Genomic DNA, 20705 nt, shown 5'->3' with positions numbered 1-20705 from the left:
CACCGATCGGGGTGCGCGCACGCGGGTCCTCCCGCGGGACAGGGGAAGGCGAGGGCGCCTTCGTCGAGTCACGAACGCGGGGACAGGGCCTCGGGGTTCGGGTACTCCGCCGGATCACCTGGGCCGTGGTCACGTACCGGTGCCATGCGTGTCTGCTCCATCCTCGTGGACAACACGGAACACCCCACGGCCGGTATCCTGACTCCCGGATCAGCGCGCGCTCTCCGGCCTTCCCGACGGATGGATTCCGTCAGTGGCCTCATCTGCTGAAGAGCACACTCCCCGGTCACAGTGGCGGGACCGCGCCGGATTCACACCGGCTTCCCTGCACCGCGGGCTTGTCACGAACATATAGTTGGACGTCCTAGTAAGTCCACCCCCCGCCCCGGCACGACGGCGGGCACATCGACGGGTCCCTGCCCGCCCACGTCCGGACGACCCGCACGGCGAACTCCCCGCACGGGAAGGGCCGGCGCGCCGCCGCGGACCGGCCCGGGAACACGACCGCGCCGAGGACGGTCCTCGTCACCCGCCGCGAGCGAGCGGAGGCTGCCCGAGTCCTCGGCACAGCCCGTGCGCAGGTTCGCCGGGACTTCGGCACCGGCGCTGGTGGTGAAGGAGGTGGCGTACGTGCCGCAGAGGGCGGCGGGTTCCCCTGCGGGGTCCTGCGCCGCGGCCGGCTCGGCGAGCGTGCCGAGCGGCACGCACAGCGGTCCATGCGTAGAGTACGGCCGGGCGCGGTGAGATCAGATGGAGTACATGTGACCGCGATCAGCCTTGAGCACTCCACCGTCCCCGCCGACACGGGCGAGGTGACCCTCCTCATAGCCCGCCGGGTGGAGCCCGGCTACGAAGCGGCCTTCGAGCTGTGGGCCCGGGGCATCCTCGACAGCGCGGCCGCCTTCCCGGGGCACCTCGGACACGGTCTCTTCCGCTCCTCGGGCGGCGACGCCCCGTGGTTCCTCGTTCACCGCTTCCGGGACGAGGCGGCGTGCCGGGCCTGGCAGGAGTCTCCGGAGCGGGCGGCCTGGTTCGCCGGCTGCGAGGGGCACCACCACACGGAGATCGCCCGGCGCACGCTGACCGGCATGGAGACCTGGTTCGCCAAGCCGGGCTCGACGCGGCCCGCCCCGCCCCGGTGGAAGATGGCGATCAGCGCGACCCTGGCGATCTACCCGATCTCGGTCCTGGGAAGCCTCCTCCTCATCCCCCGGCTGACCGGTCTCCCCCTCCTGCTCAGCAGCGCGATCGTCGCCTGTGTGTTCAACGTGCTCATGACATACGTGGCGATGCCCGCCGTGAGCAGGCTGCTGCGCGGCTGGCTCACGCCGTAGCCCAGCCGATGCGGCTCCCCGCTTCGGGGCCGGTGAGGCGGGCGCCTGCGGTCCGGCCCACCTGGGGCGCATTCGTCATCTAAAATTCAGGGCGGCCTCAGGGCCGCGGCTCGTCGCTGCCCGCGGCGACCGCGGAACGGTCAGGCCGGTCCACGACAGCGGCCCGCCCCAGGGCCTCGGTCCGGACGGGACCACATGACGCTGATCACAAAGATCCCAGGGAATCGGGTGACCGCCGGCGTGCGTCTCATTGGTGCGGGTTTCCCAGCTCACCCGGCTCACCCGCCCACGCTAGAGAAGACCCCCAGGGAGAAGTGAGGTATGTCCGTGATCTGCGTCGGCGGCATGATCGGAATCGGCAAGACGAGTGTGGCCGAGCTGATCGCCAAGGAGCTGGGCAGCGACGTCTTCTACGAGAGCGTGGACGACAACCCGATCCTGCCGCTCTTCTACACGGCGAGCCCCGAGGAGATCCAGGCCAAGCGGTACCCCTTCCTCCTCCAGCTGTACTTCCTCCAGACGCGCTTCGCCGCGATCAAGGAGGCGTACAAGCGGGGGGACAACGTCCTCGACCGGTCCATCTACGAGGACTGGTACTTCGCCAAGGTCAATCACGACCTGGGACGGATCAGCTCCCTCGAGATGCAGGTGTACGAGGGGCTGCTCGACGAGATGATGCGCGAGATCGACGGCCTGCCCTACCGCAAGGCTCCCGATCTCATGGTCTACCTCAAGGCGGACTTCGAGACCGTGCTGCACCGCATCGGTCTGCGCGGCCGCGATTTCGAACAGGACGAGAGCCTCGTCGAGTACTACCGGACCCTGTGGTCCGGCTACGACGACTGGGTGCACAAGCACTACTCGGCCAGCGATGTCCTGGTCATCGACATGAACCACACGGACATCGTCAACAACGCCGAGGACGCGGCCCGTGTGGCCCAGGAGGTCAGGAACGCGCTGGCGGCGGCCACCCGGCGCGCCTGATCCGGCGCGCGGGTCCGACGGCCGGGAGTCCGGCCGCCGGACGGACTCACCTGCCGTCGGGAGTCCGCGCCGCCGTCGTCGGGGGTCAGCAGGCGATGGTGCCCCTGCGCAGGGCGTGGCCGCCCGTGTTGCTGTCGTCGGACCAGTACACCGGCTTGGTGCCGGAGACGCACTCGTCGGCACCGGCCACGGCGAAGCCCTCGTTGTTGAGGTCGGGCATGCCGCTCGGGCGCTGGTAGGAGGCGGCGGGCGCGAAGGTGCCCGCGCTGCCGATCTTCATGGTCTTGTGCAGACCGCCGCAGGTGTCGTCGCAGACCGTCCACAGCCGGGCGGCCTGCGGCTCCCACTGGAGCTCCATCACGCCGGCCATGCCGCTGGCGAGGGTGGCGACGCGGGTGGCGGTGCCGCTGTCCTGGAGGACGTACGCGTGGACCGCGCCGGTGCCCTCCACGCCGAGGAGGAAGACGCCGCCGGTGTGCGCGCCGTACCGGTTCGGGTCATAGGCCGCGCCGGTCGACTCGTCCTTGAACCCGGCCGCGACGAGGGTGGTGTCGGGGATCCAGGTGATCGCCTCGAAGCCGAGGTTGGAGCCCACGGCCGGCAGACCGGCGGTCAGGTTCCACTCCTTCGTGGCGGTCAGGGAGCTGCCGGTGCCGGTCGCGACCTCGTAGCGGAGCACGGACAGGCGGCTGGTGCCGGAGGCGTCGCCGTTGCGCTCGGTGGCGACGTACGCGCCGCCCGCGGCGCCGGCGGCGGTCAGGGTGACGGCCTCGCCGTCGGGGCTGCCGCTCCCGCCCGGGTAGCGCAGCGACTTGCCGGAGGTCCAGCCGTCGGCGGTGTCAGGCCGCCAGCCGCCGGAGCCGTCACGGACCAGGCGCCACAGCTTGCCGGAGTTCTGGGCGGCCCAGAGGACGGAGCCCTCCTGGTACAGGCCGCTGAGGTCCTCGCCGAAGACGTCGGCCCCGTCGGCCGTCGACACGGAGCTGCCGCCGGGCCAGGACACCGGGTTCGTACCGCCACCGGAACCGCAGCCGTTCGGCGCGCCGAGCGTCACGGCCGCCTTCCCGAAGGCGCCCGTGCCGTCGGGACAGCGCGACCACGACGGGGCGGAGTGGGCGCTCCAGCCGAAGCTGTCGACGAGGGTGCTGCCGCCCGGCAGGTAGAGGCGGGCCTTGTCGCTGGACCCGAGACCGAACGCCGCGGCCACGGTGAACGCGCGCGCCGCCCCCGGAGCGAGCGTCGTCCCCGCCGGAACCGTGAACGTGTGGCTCGTGTCGTCGTCCTTGAGGACCCAGCCGGAGATGTCGACCGCGGCCGCGCCCTTGTTGAACAGCTCGATCGAGTCGTCGACGCTGCCGGTCGTCACCACCTCGTTGATACGGATGTCGTCCGCCGGAGCGGCGTGCGCGGCCGGAGCGGCCAGCGTCGCGGCGGCGAGCAGCGTGGCACCGGCGACAACGGCGAGGCGGATCGGGGCGAGGCGGCGACGCCCCCGGAGAGCACGAACTTCGAGCACGGAGTGTCCGTCCTGAGAGAGTGGCGAAGGGCGTCACGAGACTCACGCCCGCCGCCGAACGCCGGTCGGCGTCGGACCCGTTGTCACATGAACGCCCGTCGAACGCCAGGCCGCACGCCGTGGCCCGCCCCGGCATCGGGTCGGGCCGCGGCGGGCCTCGTCGGGCTGCGGCGGGCCTCGTCGGCTACGCCGGGTCGATGCGGGTGATGGCGCCGCCCAGCGCGAGGACGTACAGCTCGCCCGCGCGGCCCTCCACGAAGGAGATGACCTCGCCCCCGTTGACGACGAGGTCGTTCACCTCGGTCACCCTGCCGTTCTTGAGCCCGAGGGAGCGGATGGTGCCGTCGCAGTAGTCGCTGAACACGTACTGCCCCCTGAGGGCCGGGATCGCGCTCCCCCGGTAGACGAACCCGCCGGTCACCGCGCAGCCGAGGCCGGTGCGGGCGTACTCGTGGATCGGGCGCACGTGGTTCGCCGGCTCGGTGCCGCCCCGGAAGGGGTGGTTGCCCTCCATCTGGGACCAGCCGTAGTTCTCGCCGCCCCTGCTCCTCGCGGGCGCCCGGTCGATCTCCTCCCAGTCGTTCTGGCCGACGTCGCCGATCAGCAGGTCACCCGTGCGCGAATCGAAGGAGAACCGCCATGGGTTGCGCAGCCCGTACGCCCAGATCTCGTCCTTCGCGTTCGGGTCGTCGACGAAGGGGTTGTCCGGGGGGATCGCGTACGGCGTGCCTCCGCGCGGGTCGATCCGCAGCAGCTTGCCGAGCAGCGTGTCGAGGTTCTGCCCGTTGCCGTGCGGGTCGCCGCCCGCGCCTCCGTCCCCGAACGCGATGTAGAGGTATCCGTCGGGCCCGAACTTGATGTCGCCGCCGTTGTGGTTCGCGTACGGCTGCGTCTGGGTGAGGACGGTGCGTCGGGTCTCCGGCCGGATCCTGCCCTTCTTTACGGCGAACTCGTCGATGGTGCTGGTGCCTTCGAGATTCGTGTACGAGAGGTAGAGATGGGTGCGTGCGTTGTCGAACGCGATGCCGAGGAGGCCGCGTTCACCGTCGGTGGTGGTCTCGGCGGAGATGTCGAGCACCGGCTCGCCGAGCCCGTGGGCACCCAACACCCTGACGGTACCGGCCCGTTCGGCGATCCAGACCGTGCCGCCGGGACCGGCGGCGCCGGCGATCGGATTGCGCGCCGTGGCGACATGGGTGAGCGAGATCTTCGCGACCTTCGCGACCTCCGCGACCGGCTGCCGGGCGTCGGCGTCCTCCGCGGTGGCCGTGGCGAGAGCGAGGGAGGTGACGAGACCGAGGGTGCAGAGGATGGCCGAGCTTCTCGTGCGAACGTTCACCGTGATCCTCCTGGAGGCGGCGAATGGGGGGAACCCGGCTGCTCGGGGCAGTGGTCGGGGTCGACGTCGCCCGCGCCGGCACGCAACCGGGGTGGGGGGACGGGTTGTACCGCCGGCCACGCAGGAGACTACTGGGACGCGGGCGATTGGTATAGGCCAAGCGCGCCCCCGGTAGGGGCGACGGGGGCGCGCGACTGCGGCGCCGGGACCCGGGAATCAGTCCTGCGGGCGGGTGGCCGTGACGAGGTAGTAGTCGAGGTTGCGCTGCTCGTAGGCCTTCAGGAAGTTGCGCGGCCAGGTTCCCGGCTTCCACTGGTCCGACAGCCAGCGGTCCCAGCCCTGCCACACGTCCGGCCCGATGGACACGGCCCGCGCGTCCGTGAGGCCCGCCCGGGTGAACGCGTCGGTCACGAGCGTGACGGGACGCGCGATGTCCAGCCCGTCGGCGAACGTCTCCAGGGACGACGCGAGCCGGGCTCCGTGGTCCGGGTCGTCATCCGGGGTGAAGAAGCTCGCGACGACCACCCGGCCGCCGGGCCGCAGCACCCGGGCCGCCTCCCGGGTGAAGGCGGCCATGTCGTCGAAGTGCTGGGCGGCCTCGACGCTGTAGACGCAGTCGAACTCCCCGTCGTCGAACGGCATCTCCTCCGCCGCGCCACGGACGAAGCGGAGCGCCGACGGCGAGGTCTCCAGCAGATCCGCGTTCGCCCGGTGGGCCCGGTCCAGCTGCTGCGGATGGATGTCCATACCGGTCACCCGCTCCGGCCGGTACTCGCGCAGAGCGAGCGCACAGCCGACACCGAGCCCGCAGCCGACCTCGACGATCCGCCGACCGTCGAGCGGACCGGCGGCGCCGAGCACCTGCCGGTACATGTCCTCCTGGCTGCGGACCCGGTCGCCGACCGTGAGCGGTCCGGCGAGGTCGATCGAGCGCCAGTACCCGAAGTTGATGAACCCCCCGGCGAACACCGGGACCGAACTGAGGTCGGCCGGACCGTACGTCTCCCGAACAGCGGCCCGCATCTCCACCGGCTCCACCACCCGCGTCACCTCCGCGACCAGTCTGACGCCCGGCCCCACCCCTGTCGACGGCGCCCCGCACCACTCAACCCGAAAGGGCGCACACGTCGTCGGCCGGCAGCCCGGCGTCAACGACCGGGGCGACCGCTTTCCGCATCGCCGGGACCGGTGCCGAGGTAGGCCTCCCGCACCGCCGGGTCCGCGTGGATCTCGGCCGCCGACCCTTCGGCGAGGACCCGGCCGAGGTCGAGCACCACGACACGGGAGCACACCTCCATCACGAAGGCCACGTTGTGCTCGACGAGCAGCACCGCGCAGTTCTCCTCGTCCGCCATATGGCGGATGACGGCGGCGAGTCTGCGACGTTCCTCGGCCGTCGTCCCGGACGCGGGCTCGTCGAGGAGCAGGACCCGGGGTGGATCGGCGAGCGCGCGGGCCAGCTCGACCATGCGGGCCTGTCCGACGGGCAGGCCGCCCGCGTACGAGCCGGCGAGTGCGTCGAGCCCGCACTCGTGGAGCACGGCGGCGGCCCGCTCCCTGTGGCGGCGCGCCGCGGGCCGCACTCCGCCCCGCCAGTCCTGTGCCACCACGAGATTGTCCGCGACGGTCAACTGACCGAAGAGCTGCTGGCGTTGGAAGGTACGGCGGATTCCGTGCCGGGCTCGCCAGACGGGGGAACGGCGGGTGATGTCCGTACCGTCGTACGCGATCGTTCCCGCGTCCGGCCGCCGTATCCCCGACACCACGTCGAAGAGCGTCGTCTTGCCCGCGCCGTTCGGCCCGATGAGGCCGCAGATCTCGCCGGGGCCGACGGAGACGGTGACGTCGCGCAGGGCGTGGACGCCCCCGAAGCGGACGTCGATCCCGGTGGCGCGGAGCAGCGGGTGGCTCATCGGCGGACTCCCGTCCCCAGGTAGGCCTCGGCGAGCCGGTCCCGGTCCACCTCGGACCGCGGCCCGGACCAGGCGATCTCGCCCTGCGCGAGGTACGCGACGGTGTCGGCGATGCCGAGCACCTCGGCCGCCTTCTCCTCGACGAGGACCAACGCGGTGCCGTGGTCGCGGAGTTCGGTCAGGAGACGGAAGACCTCGTCCACGACGAGCGGCGCGAGGCCGAGGGACGGTTCGTCGGCGACGAGGACCGCCGGTGGCCGCTGGAGGAGCGGGGCGAGGGCGAGGAGCTGCTGCTCGCCGCCCGACAGGGACCCGGCGGCGACGGAGCGGCGGGCGGCGAGCGCGGGGAACCGCGCGTACACGGCGTCCCGGTCCTCCGCCCCCGTCAGCTGGAGGGCCAGGTTCTCCTCGATCGACAGCCCGGCGAAGATCCCCCGCCCTTCGGGAGCCAGCCGTACCCCCCGGCGGGCCCGGGTGACCGCCGCGTCGCGGGTGGCGTCCTCACCGCGCACCCGCACGAGTCCGCCGGCCGGCCGCAGCAGTCCCGCCGCCACCCGGCAGAGGGTGGACTTCCCCGCCCCGTTGGGCCCGAGCAGCACCAGCACCTCACCGCCGCGCACCACGAGATCCACGCCGTGCAGCACGGGTGCGCCGCCGTACCCGGCGTGGACACCGCTCAGTTCGAGCGCGCTCGACGTCTCGCCTGGGCCGCTGCCCGTTCCCGGGGCGATGCCCCCGGCGCCGCCGCCCTCCGGGGGCCGGGGGCTTGTCGCCGGCTTCGGGACGTGTGGTTCCGCCCAGGCCTCGCGGCGCGGGCGAACGACCCCCGGTTCGACTTCGACCCCCGGTTCGACCCCCGGTACGACTCCCGGTTCGGCCCCCGGTTCGGTCCCCCGCGCCGCAGCTCCCCGCTTCGCGGCGCGCCGGGCGGCTCGCCTCGACGGCAGCGCCGCGCAGTAGCCGTCCGGGTCGTTGGCCAGCGCGAGCCCCGCCAGTCCGAAGAGGATCACCGGCAGATGCGCGGACTCCGTCACGTAGGTCGCCATCAGATGCGGGACCACCGCGAAGACCAGCCCGGCCACCACCGCGAACTGCGGCCTGCGCACCCCTGCCGCGACGACGACCGCCAGCCACACCAGGCCCGTCATCGCCGTGAAGTCCGTGGCCGTGATCCTGGTGTTGTACGAGGCGTAGAGCACCCCTCCGAAGCCCGCGAGGCCCGCCGACACCGTGAACAGCAGGAGCTTCGTCCGTACCACCGACACCCCCGAGGCCGCGGCGGCCTCCGGAGCCGAGCGGACCGCCAGCATGGCCCGGCCCCAGCGGGAGCCGCGCAGCCGGCTGAGCAGGGCGACGAGCACGCCGCTGAGCAGCACGAGTGCGAGCCCCATGGCCCGGTCGTCGCCCAGGTCCACGGGTCCGGCCACCGGTCGCGGGATCTCCCACCCGGTGTCGCCGTTGCGCAGCCACCCGAGCTGGAAGAGCACCTGATCCGCCAGGAAGGCGAGCGCCAGGGTGGCCAGGGCCAGTGATCTGCCCCCGAGCCGCAGTGCGGGCAGCGCGACCACCGCGCCGAGCAGGGCCGCGGCCGCCGTGCCGACCGCCGCCGCGGCGACGAAGGGCCAGCCGTGGCTCATCAGCAGCCCCGCGACCAGGGCGGCGCCGGTCACGAACGTCGCCTGGGCGAGAGACACCATCGCACCGAGCCCGGTGACCACCGTGAACGACATGAACACGAGCCCGATCGCGAGCCCTTGGGTCAGGATCCCGCTCCAGAAGGGGGTGGTGACGGTGTAGAACGCCGTGCCGAGGAGCACGCCGGCCACCAGCCACGTGCCCCAGCGGCGGCCCCACCCCTTCCCGGCGAGGTACTCCACCGGCGGCGGGTCCACGGCCGCCGTGCCCGTCGCGCGGCGCCGCCGACGTACCAGGACGACGAGACCGGCGAAGAGGATGAGGAACGGTACGGCTGTCCGGAAGCCGGTGATGCCCTCGGCGAACGACGCGTACCCCGCCACGAGGTTCTGCAGGACCCCGAGCCCGAGGCCGCCGACGAAGGCGAGGGGGACCGACGCGAAGCGCCCCAGGACCGCCGCGGTGGCCGAGACGAACAGGAACAGCGTGTAGTCGTGCGCGGAGAGCCCGAGGAGCGGGGTCGCGAGGACGCCAGCGAGACCCGCGAGACCGGACGACAGCATCCACGCGGTCGAGGACAGCCGGTCCGCGCTGATGCCCCGCAGCTCGGTCAGCGCGCGGTTGTCGACCGCCGCCCGCAGCCGCAGGCCGAGCCGGGTGTGCCGCATCAGGACCCACAGACCGGCCGCCGCGAGGGCGGTGGCGATCCAGGTGATCAGCTGGTCGGAGTCGATGCCCACACCGTCGAGCGGCTGCCAGGACGCCGCCGGGCTCGGCCCGACGCCCGGCAGCCCGAACTGGTTCTCGGCGGGCAGGACCGGGGCGCCCGCCCGCTCCAGGAGTTCGACCACCCACAGCCCGGCCGCGGGCAGCGCGACCAGCAGACCGATGGTGGCCACGATCTGCGCCGTCTCGCCGACCCTGGCCAGCTTTCTGAACATCAGCCGGTCCAGGCCCCAGCCGAGGCCGGGCGCCACCACGAACACCAGGAGCAGAGCGGTGGGGACGGCCGGCCAGCCGAAGCCGGAGTGGAGCTCGTAGAACGCCAGCGCGCACAGATAGGCGGTGGCGCCGTGCGCGAAGTTGAAGAGCCCGGACGCGGAGTACGACAGCACGAGGCCGGTCGCGAGCAGCGCGTACAGCGCGCCGGAGACCAGCCCGCTCAGGACGAAGCCCAGCAGGTCACCCATGTGACGCGCCCCTCAGCCGAAGGGGATCGGCGGGTAGCACGTGAACGGCACCGCCACCTCGTACCGCCCGTTCTTCAGCCGGACGAGCGCCCCGCAGCCGAAGCTCTCCTTCTGCCCCTTGGGCAGCGCGCGGTCGCCGACGAGCGTGCCGGTGTCGGAGAACCCGGACGCGGCCTGCTGGAAGGACTCGACGGTGAGGTCCTTGCCGGCCTTCGCGGCGACGGAGAGGAAGAGGTCGGCGCTCATGTATCCCGTCATCATGTGCATGTTGAGGGGTACGTCCTTGCCACCGGCGGCCTTCCTGATGTCCTCCTTGAACTGCCGCATCGCGGGGCTGTCCGACTCGAAGGGCTGGAACTGCAGCAGCACGTGCACCCCGTCGAGGGCCTGTTTCGTCGCGTCCTTCGCGAGCAGCCCGGGGTCGTAGTCCGTCGGGTCGGAGATGACCCCCTTGTATCCGGACCGCTTGAGCGCGGTGAACAGGCCGATGTTGTACGGCGTCTGCATCACGGAGACGACGGCGTCGGGTGCGGCGCCGCCGGGACCCGAGCGGAGGATCTCCTTGGTGTACGCCGACCAGTCGCTGGGCATCGAGGTCGCCGGCACCACGGCCTTGGCGTACGCGACCTGGAAGCCGGCCGCCTTGAAGCCCTGGGTGAAGGTGCGGATGCCGAACTTGCCGGCGTCGTTGTCGCCGGCGATCAGCGCGACCGACTTGCCGCGCGAGCCTCCGAGGACGGCCGCGAGACCCTCGGGCCAGGTCTGGTTGAGCGTGCCGCCGGGCGTCGGGACGAGGCAGCCGTTGAAGCCGTAGAGATGCGCCGGCCCGCAGAACGAGGGGAGCGTGCCCCAGCCCACCGTCGGGACCTTCTGGGCGTCGAGGAAGTCGGCCCCGGCGAAGGTGACCGAGCTCATGGGCGAGACGGCGAAGACCTTGTCCTGCTGGACGAGCTTGCGTGCTGCGGCGAGGTTCCTCGCGGGGTCCTGACCGTCGTCCTCGGCCCCCAGGTACTCGATCTTCCGTCCGTTGATCCCGCCCTCGGCGTTGGCCCGGTCGTAGCGGGCCCGGGCGCCGAGGTCGGTGTCCTTCTTGGAGTAGCCGCTGGCGGTCGTCATGGAGACGATGCCTCCGACCTTGATCGTGTCGGCGGTGACTCCGCGTACGGAGGAGGGGGTACTCCCGCCGCTGGAGGCGGAGTTGCAGGCGGTGACGAGGAGCAGCGCGAAGCTGGCGGCGATGACGCGCAACGGTCGAGGCACGGGCGATCCCTCCGTCGGGTGACCGCATTCTGTAACCGACCTGACGAACCGTCAATGACTGATACAGCGTCAATTGACGATCCGTCAGATATGGACTGCCTCCTACTGCGGTACCGCGGGGATGCTGCGGGGGCCCGTGCAGCGGGCGCCCGCCTCTTCCACCCGCCGGCGCAGTTCGCGGTCGGCCGTGACGACCAGGCACGGCCGGCCGCTCGCGTTCCGGGCGAGCTCGGCGATCAGGTCGTCGCCGCTGCCGGGGGCCTCCTCGACCCGTACGCCGGGTACCGAGGCGACGCCCCGGGCGCGGCCCTCCACGACCAGCACGATCTCGTAAGGGCCCGCGAACGGGCCGTCGGCCGGGCCGCCCGTCAGGGCGAGCCGGTCGCGCAGTCGCTCCGCGGCCCCGCGCCGGTCCCGCCACCAGCCGTCCGGCACCGATCCCACGACGTTGGCGCCGTCCACCACGAGCAGGGGACGGAGCGGCGGATCATCAGGGCTCATCGCCCCAGGATGTCAGCAAGCCCTACGGGCAGGTGGTGACACCTGTGCCACCGGCCCCGGCGGCACCGTCGCCATCGCGAACGCCTCGTCGGTGGTGCCGCCGAAGTCGGCGGTCACCCTGTCGTCGCCGTCGAAGGAGGTGTCCAGGTCCCCCGACGCCGCGACGGCGGCCCAGGGACAGGACGACACCAGCGCGGCGGACATGGCCGCCACCGCCCCCACCGGGCCACGCCTCGGCCGACGCCGGTCCGGGGCGCCCCTGGTACGGCGCCGGTACGAGCGAAGTGGATCAGGAAAGGAGCCGGTCATGACCATGCCCACTGCCTTTCGCCTTCGCGCCGCCACTCCGGTGCCTTCGGCGACGGCACGTCTCGCGGGTCCCTGACGTACCGGCTCGACGACAGACCCCCCGGGGAGGAGCCGCACCGGCCTGGGACACCCACACGACAGCCTTGCCTCGGGGCCCCAGGGCGCTTGCCGAGCTCGGCCAAATGACACCGCGCACCCACCTCCCGTCCGACGGGTCCCGCACCCGTCGGGACCCGGACGCCACCGGGTGCGACGAGGACCTCAGGTGGCGGCTTTCACCGAGGAGGAAGAGGGTGGTCGTGCGCGACGACGAAAGGCAGCAGAGCAATGACCGAGAGCCGCCCCGCGACGACGACCGACTCCGGCGCCCCGGTGGAAAGCGACGAGCACTCGCTCACCGTGGGCCCAGGAGGACCGATCCTCCTCCAGGACGCCTACCTGATCGAACAGATGGCGCAGTTCAACCGTGAGCGCATCCCGGAACGCCAGCCGCACGCCAAGGGCAGCGGCGCGTTCGGCCGCTTCGAGGTCACCCACGACGTGAGCCGCTACACCAAGGCCGCGCTGTTCCAGCCGGGGACCCGCACCGACCTGGTCACCCGCTTCTCCACGGTGGCCGGTGAGCGGGGCAGCCCGGACACCTGGCGGGACCCGCGCGGCTTCGCGGTGAAGTTCTACACCTCCGAGGGCAACTACGACATGGTCGGCAACAACACGCCGGTGTTCTTCGTGAAGGACCCGATGAAGTTCCAGCACTTCATCCGGTCCCAGAAGCGCCGCGCCGACAGCAACCTGCGCGACCACGACATGCAGTGGGATTTCTGGACCCTCTCCCCCGAGTCCGCGCACCAGGTCACCTGGCTGATGGGCGACCGCGGCATCCCGCGCAGCTGGCGCCATATGAACGGGTACACCTCCCACACGTACATGTGGATCAATGCGTCCGGTGCGCGGTTCTGGGTGAAGTACCACTTCAAGACCGACCAGGGCATCGACTTCCTCACCCAGGCCGACGCCGACCGCCTGGCGGGCGTCGACCCGGACTACCACATGCGGGACCTGTTCGAGCACATCCGGGACGGGGACTTCCCGTCGTGGACGCTGCACGTCCAGGTGATGCCGTACGAGGACGCGGCCGGGTACCGCTTCAACCCGTTCGACCTCACCAAGGTCTGGCCGCACGGCGACTACCCGCTCATCCCGGTGGGCCGCATGACGCTGGACCGCAACCCCACCGACAACCACGCCGAGATCGAGCAGGCCGCGTTCCAGCCGAACAACCTGGTCCCCGGCATCGGGCCGAGCCCCGACCGGATGCTCCTTGCCCGGCTCTTCTCGTACGCGGACGCCCACCGGGCCCGGATCGGCGTCAACTACCAGCAACTTCCGGTGAACGCACCCGTCGTCGACGTCCACACCTACTCCAAGGACGGGGCGATGGCGTACCGGAAGACGTCCGATCCGGTCTACGCGCCGAACTCCAAGGGCGGGCCCGCCGCCGACACCGAGCGGTACGGGAGCCCGCCGAGCTGGACCGCCGACGGTGAGATCACCCGGACGGCCTACGTCTCTCATCCGGAGGACGACGACTGGGGTCAGCCCGGCACCCTCGTACGCGAGGTCCTGGACGACGCCGCCCGCGACCGCCTCGTGGACAACGTGGTCGGCCACCTCCTCGACGGCGTGAGCGAGCCGGTCCTGGAGCGTGCCTTCGCGTACTGGACGAACATCGACGCGACCCTTGGCAAGCGCATCTCCGAGGGCGTCCGGGCGGAGCAGGCCCCGTAGGACCGGTGGGCCGTGCCCGGTCGTGTTCAGAACTCCACCGTGATGAAGCCGTCCACGTCGTCCTGCGCCGGCGCGTGCACGGTGTAGCCGAACCGGTCCCTCAGGTCGGGCACGTCCCAGTTCACCGCTCGGTCGCGGTAGTTGAAGAAGAGGTCCTTCTTCGCTCCGCCGTTCTTCAGGATCCGGGAGATCGCGATGTCGTCGGGGTGCCCGTGGATGCTTCCGTTCGTGGAGATCAGGTAGCGGCCGCAGTCGAGGAGGCCGAGGAGGTTGTTCGAGATGTTCTTGGCGCTGCCGTGGTGGGCGACCTTCAGGGCGTCGATCCGCAGCCGGCCGTTCTCCTCCTCGGCGCGCGGGCGGAGCGAGGCCACCAGGCGTGGGTCGTCCGCGTCCCCGGTGAGGATGATGCGGGTGCCCTCGAACTCGAAGAGCAGACCGATGCTGGTCGGGTTCGTCGGGGAGCCGTCGCGCCGGAAGGGGGCTGCGGCCAGTGCGTCGACGTCGATCGCCCCGAAGTGTTCGATCCCGGCCTCCGGCTGCCTCTCCTTGGGGTCGATCCCCGGGATCAGGCCGGCTTCCTCGCACTTCGTCTTCCAGGTGTCGATCAGCGACTCCAGGAGCCGGCGGTCCGGGGCGAGCACCTCCATGGTGGAACCGTCGTCGAACCAGGTCGGCGGGTGGTCGACCTCGATGCTGCGGCCGGCGAAGGCGGCGTTCCAGGGGAGCTGCTGGTTCATGAGCTCCGTGGTGAGCAGCTCCCCGTCGACGGCCCCGAAGACCTCGCGGTCGTGCAGGTGGTCGAAGCCGTTGAACCACACGTCACCGAACTCCACCGGCCGCTCGGGGTCGCCGAGCAGAGCCAGCACGCCGAGGATGTGGTCCTGGTCGACGTGGGTCACGACGAGCACGTCGATCCGGCCGTCCAGTCCGGCCAGGAGCGGTTTGATCCGCGCGTAGGTGCCCCGCCGGCCGCCGTCGACGAGGATCCGCCGGACGAAGTCGTCGTTGCCGTATTCGAGGAGCAGACAGTCGCCGTCCTCCGCGGGCAGCATGCTGAGGCGGATCATCACGCGCTCCCTTGACGCAGGTCGAGGATGAGGAACGGCTCGCGCATGTCGGCCAGCCAGGAGAGCCGGCGGACCTGGTCGAGCCGGGACGCGCACTCGGGGTCGTCGGGGAAGGCGGCGAGTCCGTCGGCGAGCCAGGTGAGACCGAGGGTGTAGAAGGGGATCCCGCGGTCGAAGGCGTCGATCAGCCCGTTCCGGGCCTCCTGCCGGTCGGCCCCGGGCCGGCGCAGCTGCCGTACGGCCCGCAGGATCGCGCCGTCGCTGAGCCACGGGTAGCGGTCGGCCAGCAGCCGCAGCCAGGGGTCCCAGTACGTCTCGTCGGTCCTGTGGTCGGTGCCGAGCAGGACGTACGATCCGGCGGTGGCCGCGAGCGGGTTCGCGGGATCGGAGTGCAGGGTCCCCTCCACGTCGGTGAAGAGCTGGGCCGCGGTGTCCAGGGCACCCTGGGCCATGTACGCGAGTCCGGCCCCGAGCCGGGGGTCGCGTACGGCCACGGCCACGGCGCTGCCGGTCGGGCTCTGCCGCAGGTTGACCAGGACCTCGACGTCGCTGTCGCCCCAGGGCAGGGGGAGGGTGACGAGTCGTACGGCTCCGGCCGCCTCCACGACGAGGAACTGCCGCTCGCCGACCGGTCCGCCGGGGGCCAGGGCGGGGCCGTCGGGGCCGAACCGGTAGAGCGGGGTGACGTCGTCCCCGCGTTCCGCGGGAGCCGGCAGCGGGCGGGGGTCGCTTCGGGCGATGAGCGGGGCGACCGACGGCCTCGCGGGGTCCTGTTCGAGGGCCAGGATCGACGCGTAGGACCAGCCGGCCGGCAGGGAGTCTCCGACCCAGGTGGCGAGCGCGGAGACGTCGACGACGGACTCGGTCGGGAAGCCGTCCGCACCGATGGCGGGCGCGATCATGGACCGCGAGGCGACCGACTCGGGAAGCGGGACCTCGGTGGCGCCGTGGTAGACGCGCTCGGGCTCGATGTTGCCCATCAGGTACTGCCAGGCGTGCGTCCCGTACGGCGAGTCGGTCATGTCGAAGTCCACCGGGGCCGACCGGCCCTCGACCGCCTCGGCGTCCTTCGTCAGCACCATCCCCGAGGGCAGGGTCGCGGACACGATGTAGCGACCGGGGTCGACCGGGTACGAGGTGGGCTCGGGTGAACGCCCGCAGGGTATGAGGATGTTGCGCACCGAGGTGCCGTCGAGGCCGGCGGGGCGGATGTCTCCGATGATCACCGCCTCGTTGAACTCCCCGGTGGGAGAGAGGAGGAGCCGGACGGCGAGCGTGGCAGTCATGGTCTGGCCAGGACGACGCGGAACATCGGAGGGCGGGCGTCGAACCTCTCGCGGCGGGTGTCTCCGGGCCCGAGGAGGGCCTCGACCTCGTACTGTCCGAACGGCAGGAACAGGGGCCATTCGCCGTCGTCCGCCTCGTCGTCGGCGGGCGGTGGGCGCCGCCGCTCCTCCTGGGCCGGGTGCCGGCAGACGAACTCCGCACGGGCGTTGTCCTCGGCGGGATCGCAGCCGACGTACACGGGGACGACCGGGTCTCCCCTCAGTTCGTGGAAGTCGAACTCGAACGACTCCGGGCTCGCCGGCACGGCGGCCCCGGCGAGGGTGCCCGCGAAGGGGATGGCCCTCATGAACTGGCTGATCGCGTGCATGAGGGTCTGGGTCGTCACCCGCCACACCCGGCCCTGGGTGTTCTCGCTTCCGGCGCCGTCGAAGCTCCGGAGCAGCGCGTCGGTGAACAGGCTGACGCGGCCGGCGCGGCCGAAGGACTCCTGGCCGTGCAGAGTCGCGAAGTAGACGGCGTGTTTCCTCGGCACAAGACCGTCGGGACGCAGGGTGCTGCCGCTGAGCGGGACCCGCCCGAGGTTGTCCGTTCCCACGCGCTTGACGAGCGTGTCGGAACCCGCCCGGCAGGCGTCCACGAAGAACACCTGCTGCCCGGCCCGGCAGTTGTTGAGCCCGTTCTTCAGCGCCTCGAACTGCAGGGCGCCGTTCATCGGGCTGTCGCGGTCGGCGAAGACGTCCGACGCCAGGAGGGACGTGGTGATTCCCAGGGAGACGCCGTGACCGCAGAAATAGAAGACCAGCCGGGCTTCGTCGTGGTCGCCCCGGTCCTTCCACTCCGTGATGGCGGCGACGATGTTGTCGATGGTTGCCTCTTCCACGACGTGCTCCGCGCCCGTCGCCGGGTGGACGAAGGGCGTGGGCGCGGCCTCGCTCAGCAGCAGCGCGAGGCTCCCCAGGGGTCTGCTCCTGTCGTGGTACCCGCCGATCATCCAGGTCGCGAACTCGCGTGCCGAAAGGGGCGGTGAGGAGAGCTGCCGCATTCCCAGGGCGCCCGGATGGTCCGTCGGCGACCGACCACCCTGCAGATGCGCGTACGCCCCGACCCCGATGACGAGTGCGTGTGTTGCCGCGACGCCCACGTCCTCGGAGAGGTGAACGGTGAATCCGGCCATGGAACCTCCACGTGACGCACTGGCAGGCCGGTGGGAGGCTTTGCTTCTAGCATAGGAGGAAGAGTGGCTTATGTCCCTCGGAGGCCGTGATGGGAAAGAACATCGTGATGTGCCTGGACGGGACCGGCAACCAGCTGAACGCCCGCGGCAACACCAATGTCGTCAACCTCTACGAGATGCTCGACCTCGCTGACCCGACGGCGCAGATCGCCTACTACGACCCCGGCGTCGGCACCTTCTCCGCCGCCGGCGCCTGGACCGCCCCGGCACGGAAGCTCTCCCGTGTCCTCGGCCTCGCCTTCGGCGCCGGGCTCAAGGAGAACCTGGCCGAGTCGTACACGTACCTGATGCACCATTACGAACCCGGCGACCGGATCTACCTCTTCGGCTTCAGCCGCGGCGCGTACACCGCACGCGCCCTGGCCGGGCTGCTCAGGGCGGTCGGCCTGCTGCGTCCCGGGTCGGAGAACCTCGTGCCGTACGCGATCTCCGTGTACGCCAAGAACCGGACCTGGACCGACGACGACTGGAGGCAACTGCACCAATTCGCGGGCGCGTTCAGCCGGAAGGTGGACGACCGCACCGGAATCCCCGTTCATTTCATGGGAATCTGGGACTCGGTCAAGGCCGCCGGGCTGCTGCGCTGGAACCTGCGCTGGCTCTTCACGCGACGGATCCCCAACGTGGGCCGCGTCCGCCACGCCGTCTCCATCGACGAGAAGCGCCGGCCGTACGAGGAGTACCTCGTCCTGCCGCCGGAGGAGCCGGGGGCACCGGGCCCGCTCATCGAGGAGGCCTGGTTCGCCGGAGTCCACTCCGACGTGGGCGGCACCTTCGACGACGACCCGAGACTGCCCACCGTCGCGCTCAAGTGGATCGTGGACGGCGCTCTCGACGCGGACCTCCTGCTCAAGCGGAAGGCGTACGGCAAGCACCTCACGCTCGACGCCGGCCACGCGCTGGGCACGGTGCACCGCATGGGCGCCGTGTGGGCCCTGCTCACCTACCGACCGCGCCGCGTTCCCGCCGATGCCCACGTGCACGAGAGCGTACGGCGGCGGATCGAGACGGACGCCGGGTACGCGAAGCGGATCCCGGACGGGGTGATCTGGACGGACAAGGAGTGGTTGAGTCCGCATCCCCGGGCGGGGGCCGTGACCGGGGCCGGAGCCGGAGCCGGGGCCGGGGCCGGGGCCGGGGCCGGGTGAGTGGCTCGGTCGGCGGGGCGGGGCGTCACGTCACGTCTGCTTCTCGAAGTGCTCCAGAAGCCTCTGCTGGAGCGACTGAAGGACAAGGGTGTGCTGCTTGAGCATCGACAGGCGGTTCGCCGCGGTGGCGGCGTAGGCCGCGTCCGCCTGCGCCTGAGTCGTCGCCGCGGTGAGGAGGTAGCCGTTGAGGGCGTCCATGGCCGACGCCTCGTCGAAAACCTGCCCCCTTCGCATCAGATAGCGGTCCAGGGGCGTTTCGTCGTCGGCGATCACGTTGGCGATGGCGGACGGCTGCCAATCGTCCGCGTTGGTCAGCGAGTAATGCGTGTCGAACCCCACGGTGACCGTTTCACCTTCGGGAATCTCCACCTCGTACCGACCTTCCTCGTTGGTATAGGAACGGTCGATCAGCGACAGATCACCGCGATAGACGCTGACCTTGATCATGAAGATCGGCTTCTTGTCGTCGATCGCTCTTACGTACCCGAACATGAGAGTCTCCTCTCGGCGGAACCTCGGGTTCGGCCGGGGTGTCGGAGCGTGCGAAAGCATCGTGCACGCCCTCCTCCCTCCAGTCTCTCCGCGCCCAACAGCCGCCGCCATTCGGCGTGTTTCAACGGACGACACCGGGGTGTCAGGGGCGACCGGCCGCCGCCAGGGTGGTGAGGACCCTGTGGGTCTTGCTCTCGGGGAGCTCGGAGACCGTCACCCCGAGCTCCCGCACCGCCTCCTCCAGCTTCCGTTGCCTGCGCTCGGCCCGCGCCGTCAACTCATCGGCGTTCTCCCCGCTCTTGGGCTTCACCCGGATCGAGGCCTCCAGGAACTCCAGGCCGGCGACCCGCCATGCCTCCAGGTCGACCTCCAGATCACCGAGCGCGACGTCGGCGGCCTTCGTGGAGAGGACCGGCCCGAGCGCGACCAGCCCGTCGAGCTCGACGACGGGTGCGCAGATGTCCAGGAACTGGTCCTGCACCGCGTCGATCGACGCGGTGGGATCGGCCCCGGGCTGGACCGCGCCCAGCAGCGCGCCCGAAGGGTGACCGTGGGTCAGGGAAGCGGCCACCACACGGCGGTCCGCCGACCAGTCCTCCTCGATCCGATACGTGATCGGCGTGACGTCGAAAGCCTCCTCGAACCGGCCGACCAGCTGTTCCCGGGTGCACGGCCGCAGCTTCACGGTCAGCTCGTCCGGGCCGCCCCCGTTCCTGAACCGCACGATCACGCCCGCGTCCAGCAGCCGCACCCGGCCCTCGGCGACACCGTCCCGGTCCTCCGCGAACCAGATCCGGCGCGTGGTCGTCGCGGCGCCCGCCCCGCCCAGCGCCGACAGCGCCGCTGCGACGTCACCTTCGATGTTGACCTTGATCTCGATCGGCAGCAGGTTCATGGCATCGCTCCCGCATGATCCCCCGGTGAATCCGGCTGTTCCATGGTATTCACACCACCTCGCGGGCCGCAGTGCGACCCCGAATCAACGCATGCACGTTCAACTACCCCCGCGACCGCACCGGTTGCAGCCGCATGTCGACAGGTGTGTTCTTGAATCGCGGGACTCGGCAGCCCGCGCCCGACGCGCCGCATCGGAAGGGAATCCTCATGATGAGCAGACGCCGTCCGGCGGGGGCGCTCGCCGCGGTACTGATCGCAGCGGCGGCCACCTCGGTGCTCTCCGCCCCCGCGCATGCCGCGCCGGACGCGGTGTCGAAGGCCCCGACGAGGGCTCCGGCGACGTGCTTCGCCACCACGTGTCACGGCCTCGATCCCCTCGCGACCCATTGCGTCGACGACGCCGTGACGATCGCCGACGCCACGCTCGACGGTCGCATCGTCCGTCTGCGGTACAGCGCGGAGTGCAGGGCCGCCTGGGCGCAGCTCTGGTTCGGGAAGGCGGACGACACCGCGTCCGTACGGACCGAGGACGCCGGCGGACACACCATCGCCGTACAGAGCATCACGGTCAGGCCGGGGGACGCGAACAGCGTGTACACGCCGATGGTGAACGACAAGGACCTCAAGGCCCAGGCGTGCGTGGACGTTCCGTCCCTGCCGCCCGGCTCCGATTTCGCGTGCACGATCTTCTACTGAAGCCTCGGCCGACGCTGAAGCTGAAGCGGGACGAGGCCATCGGCCCGTGTCGCGGCGGCCGCGTTGCGGCCCGCCGTACCCGGGACATGCTGGAATTCGGTGGAGAGGGTGGGCC

18 protein-coding genes and 1 riboswitch are annotated in these 20705 nt (G+C 71.2%); of the genes, 5 read left to right on the top strand and 13 right to left on the bottom strand.

Translation table 11 applies throughout. The features are described from left to right. Positions 1–170: 170 nt before the first annotated feature. Positions 171–350, bottom strand: a riboswitch (cobalamin riboswitch). Between the two features lie 411 nt (positions 351–761). Then, positions 762–1334 carry an antibiotic biosynthesis monooxygenase gene (locus E0F75_RS21420; RefSeq protein ID WP_187624169.1) on the top strand — a complete coding sequence of 191 codons (573 nt, stop codon included), beginning with the start codon at positions 762–764 and terminating at the stop codon, positions 1332–1334. 321 nt (positions 1335–1655) lie between these two features. Beyond that, complete coding sequence (locus tag E0F75_RS21415; RefSeq protein WP_187624168.1) at positions 1656–2318, top strand: deoxynucleoside kinase; 663 nt, start codon at positions 1656–1658, stop codon at positions 2316–2318. A gap of 85 nt (positions 2319–2403) precedes the next feature. On the opposite strand, the gene E0F75_RS21410 is transcribed toward E0F75_RS21415, so the two are convergent. The 8 genes from E0F75_RS21410 to E0F75_RS21375 form a co-directional block, all read right to left on the bottom strand. Continuing rightward, positions 2404–3834: a lamin tail domain-containing protein gene (locus E0F75_RS21410; protein ID WP_187624167.1), complete on the bottom strand. Its 1431-nt coding sequence runs from the start codon at positions 3832–3834 to the stop codon at positions 2404–2406. Positions 3835–4018: 184 nt separating this feature from the next. Then, positions 4019–5173 (bottom strand): sorbosone dehydrogenase family protein, encoded by a 1155-nt coding sequence (locus E0F75_RS21405; RefSeq protein WP_187624166.1) that lies wholly within the window; start codon positions 5171–5173, stop codon positions 4019–4021. A gap of 216 nt (positions 5174–5389) precedes the next feature. Further along, positions 5390–6214, bottom strand: a complete 825-nt coding sequence (locus tag E0F75_RS21400; RefSeq protein ID WP_308189592.1) for a methyltransferase domain-containing protein — start codon at positions 6212–6214, stop codon at positions 5390–5392. Positions 6215–6321: 107 nt separating this feature from the next. Further along, positions 6322–7086, bottom strand: coding sequence for an ABC transporter ATP-binding protein (locus E0F75_RS21395; RefSeq protein WP_187624165.1), 765 nt, complete (start codon positions 7084–7086; stop codon positions 6322–6324). Then, a complete protein-coding gene (locus E0F75_RS21390; RefSeq protein WP_187624164.1) occupies positions 7083–9911 on the bottom strand; it encodes an ATP-binding cassette domain-containing protein in 2829 nt (942 codons plus the stop codon). The genes E0F75_RS21395 and E0F75_RS21390 overlap by 4 nt, the downstream gene beginning before the upstream one ends. A 12-nt stretch (positions 9912–9923) precedes the next feature. Then, positions 9924–11171 (bottom strand): ABC transporter substrate-binding protein, encoded by a 1248-nt coding sequence (locus tag E0F75_RS21385; protein WP_187624163.1) that lies wholly within the window; start codon positions 11169–11171, stop codon positions 9924–9926. A gap of 102 nt (positions 11172–11273) precedes the next feature. Beyond that, the gene (locus E0F75_RS21380; protein WP_187624162.1) at positions 11274–11672 is read right to left on the bottom strand and encodes an NTP pyrophosphohydrolase; all 399 of its coding nucleotides are present in this window, start codon (positions 11670–11672) and stop codon (positions 11274–11276) included. Between the two features lie 12 nt (positions 11673–11684). Beyond that, positions 11685–11876: a hypothetical protein gene (locus E0F75_RS21375; protein WP_187624161.1), complete on the bottom strand. Its 192-nt coding sequence runs from the start codon at positions 11874–11876 to the stop codon at positions 11685–11687. 432 nt (positions 11877–12308) lie between these two features. Between E0F75_RS21375 and E0F75_RS21370 the strand changes: the two genes are divergently transcribed. Then, positions 12309–13769, top strand: a complete 1461-nt coding sequence (locus E0F75_RS21370; RefSeq protein WP_187624160.1) for a catalase — start codon at positions 12309–12311, stop codon at positions 13767–13769. Positions 13770–13795: 26 nt separating this feature from the next. Here E0F75_RS21370 and E0F75_RS21365 read toward each other — a convergent pair whose 3' ends face one another. The 3 genes from E0F75_RS21365 to E0F75_RS21355 are packed head-to-tail and all read right to left on the bottom strand — an operon-like array spanning position 13796 to position 17297. After that, entirely contained in the window at positions 13796–14836 is a 1041-nt protein-coding gene (locus tag E0F75_RS21365) for a ComEC/Rec2 family competence protein (RefSeq protein ID WP_187624159.1), read from the bottom strand. Then, a complete protein-coding gene (locus E0F75_RS21360; RefSeq protein ID WP_187624158.1) occupies positions 14836–16122 on the bottom strand; it encodes a hypothetical protein in 1287 nt (428 codons plus the stop codon). Before E0F75_RS21360 ends, E0F75_RS21365 begins: the two co-directional genes overlap by 1 nt. Beyond that, positions 16119–17297, bottom strand: coding sequence for a caspase family protein (locus E0F75_RS21355; protein WP_229312768.1), 1179 nt, complete (start codon positions 17295–17297; stop codon positions 16119–16121). The genes E0F75_RS21360 and E0F75_RS21355 overlap by 4 nt, the downstream gene beginning before the upstream one ends. Positions 17298–17386: 89 nt before the next feature. Between E0F75_RS21355 and E0F75_RS21350 the strand changes: the two genes are divergently transcribed. After that, entirely contained in the window at positions 17387–18505 is a 1119-nt protein-coding gene (locus E0F75_RS21350; protein WP_187624157.1) for a DUF2235 domain-containing protein, read from the top strand. Between the two features lie 30 nt (positions 18506–18535). Here E0F75_RS21350 and E0F75_RS21345 read toward each other — a convergent pair whose 3' ends face one another. Beyond that, positions 18536–18997, bottom strand: coding sequence for a carboxypeptidase regulatory-like domain-containing protein (locus E0F75_RS21345; RefSeq protein ID WP_187624156.1), 462 nt, complete (start codon positions 18995–18997; stop codon positions 18536–18538). A gap of 142 nt (positions 18998–19139) precedes the next feature. After that, on the bottom strand, positions 19140–19892 hold the full coding sequence (locus tag E0F75_RS21340) for a hypothetical protein (protein ID WP_187624155.1): 753 nt from the start codon (positions 19890–19892) through the stop codon (positions 19140–19142). A gap of 209 nt (positions 19893–20101) precedes the next feature. Between E0F75_RS21340 and E0F75_RS21335 the strand changes: the two genes are divergently transcribed. Next, the gene (locus E0F75_RS21335) at positions 20102–20590 is read left to right on the top strand and encodes a YjfA family protein (protein WP_187624154.1); all 489 of its coding nucleotides are present in this window, start codon (positions 20102–20104) and stop codon (positions 20588–20590) included. The last annotated feature ends 115 nt before the right edge of the window (positions 20591–20705 follow it).

It is taken from the genome of Streptomyces sp. CB02980, assembly GCF_014451325.2.
Classification (GTDB): Bacteria; Actinomycetota; Actinomycetes; order Streptomycetales; family Streptomycetaceae; genus Streptomyces.
Note: the sequence above shows the minus strand (reverse complement) of the source record. Positions and strands in the feature narration are given on the sequence as shown.

Excerpts from the sequence above, each read along its gene's own strand:
- E0F75_RS21415 (WP_187624168.1), top strand. The coding sequence starts at position 1,656 with ATGTCCGTGATCTGCGTCGGCGGCATGATCGGAATCGGCAAGACGAGT.
- E0F75_RS21395 (WP_187624165.1), bottom strand. The coding sequence starts at position 7,086 with ATGAGCCACCCGCTGCTCCGCGCCACCGGGATCGACGTCCGCTTCGGG.
- E0F75_RS21390 (WP_187624164.1), bottom strand. The coding sequence starts at position 9,911 with ATGGGTGACCTGCTGGGCTTCGTCCTGAGCGGGCTGGTCTCCGGCGCG.
- E0F75_RS21380 (WP_187624162.1), bottom strand. The coding sequence starts at position 11,672 with ATGAGCCCTGATGATCCGCCGCTCCGTCCCCTGCTCGTGGTGGACGGC.
- E0F75_RS21375 (WP_187624161.1), bottom strand. The coding sequence starts at position 11,876 with ATGTCCGCCGCGCTGGTGTCGTCCTGTCCCTGGGCCGCCGTCGCGGCG.
- E0F75_RS21370 (WP_187624160.1), top strand. The coding sequence starts at position 12,309 with ATGACCGAGAGCCGCCCCGCGACGACGACCGACTCCGGCGCCCCGGTG.
- E0F75_RS21365 (WP_187624159.1), bottom strand. The coding sequence starts at position 14,836 with ATGATCCGCCTCAGCATGCTGCCCGCGGAGGACGGCGACTGTCTGCTC.
- E0F75_RS21360 (WP_187624158.1), bottom strand. The coding sequence starts at position 16,122 with ATGACTGCCACGCTCGCCGTCCGGCTCCTCCTCTCTCCCACCGGGGAG.
- E0F75_RS21355 (WP_229312768.1), bottom strand. The coding sequence starts at position 17,297 with ATGGCCGGATTCACCGTTCACCTCTCCGAGGACGTGGGCGTCGCGGCA.
- E0F75_RS21350 (WP_187624157.1), top strand. The coding sequence starts at position 17,387 with ATGGGAAAGAACATCGTGATGTGCCTGGACGGGACCGGCAACCAGCTG.
- E0F75_RS21345 (WP_187624156.1), bottom strand. The coding sequence starts at position 18,997 with ATGTTCGGGTACGTAAGAGCGATCGACGACAAGAAGCCGATCTTCATG.
- E0F75_RS21340 (WP_187624155.1), bottom strand. The coding sequence starts at position 19,892 with ATGAACCTGCTGCCGATCGAGATCAAGGTCAACATCGAAGGTGACGTC.
- E0F75_RS21335 (WP_187624154.1), top strand. The coding sequence starts at position 20,102 with ATGATGAGCAGACGCCGTCCGGCGGGGGCGCTCGCCGCGGTACTGATC.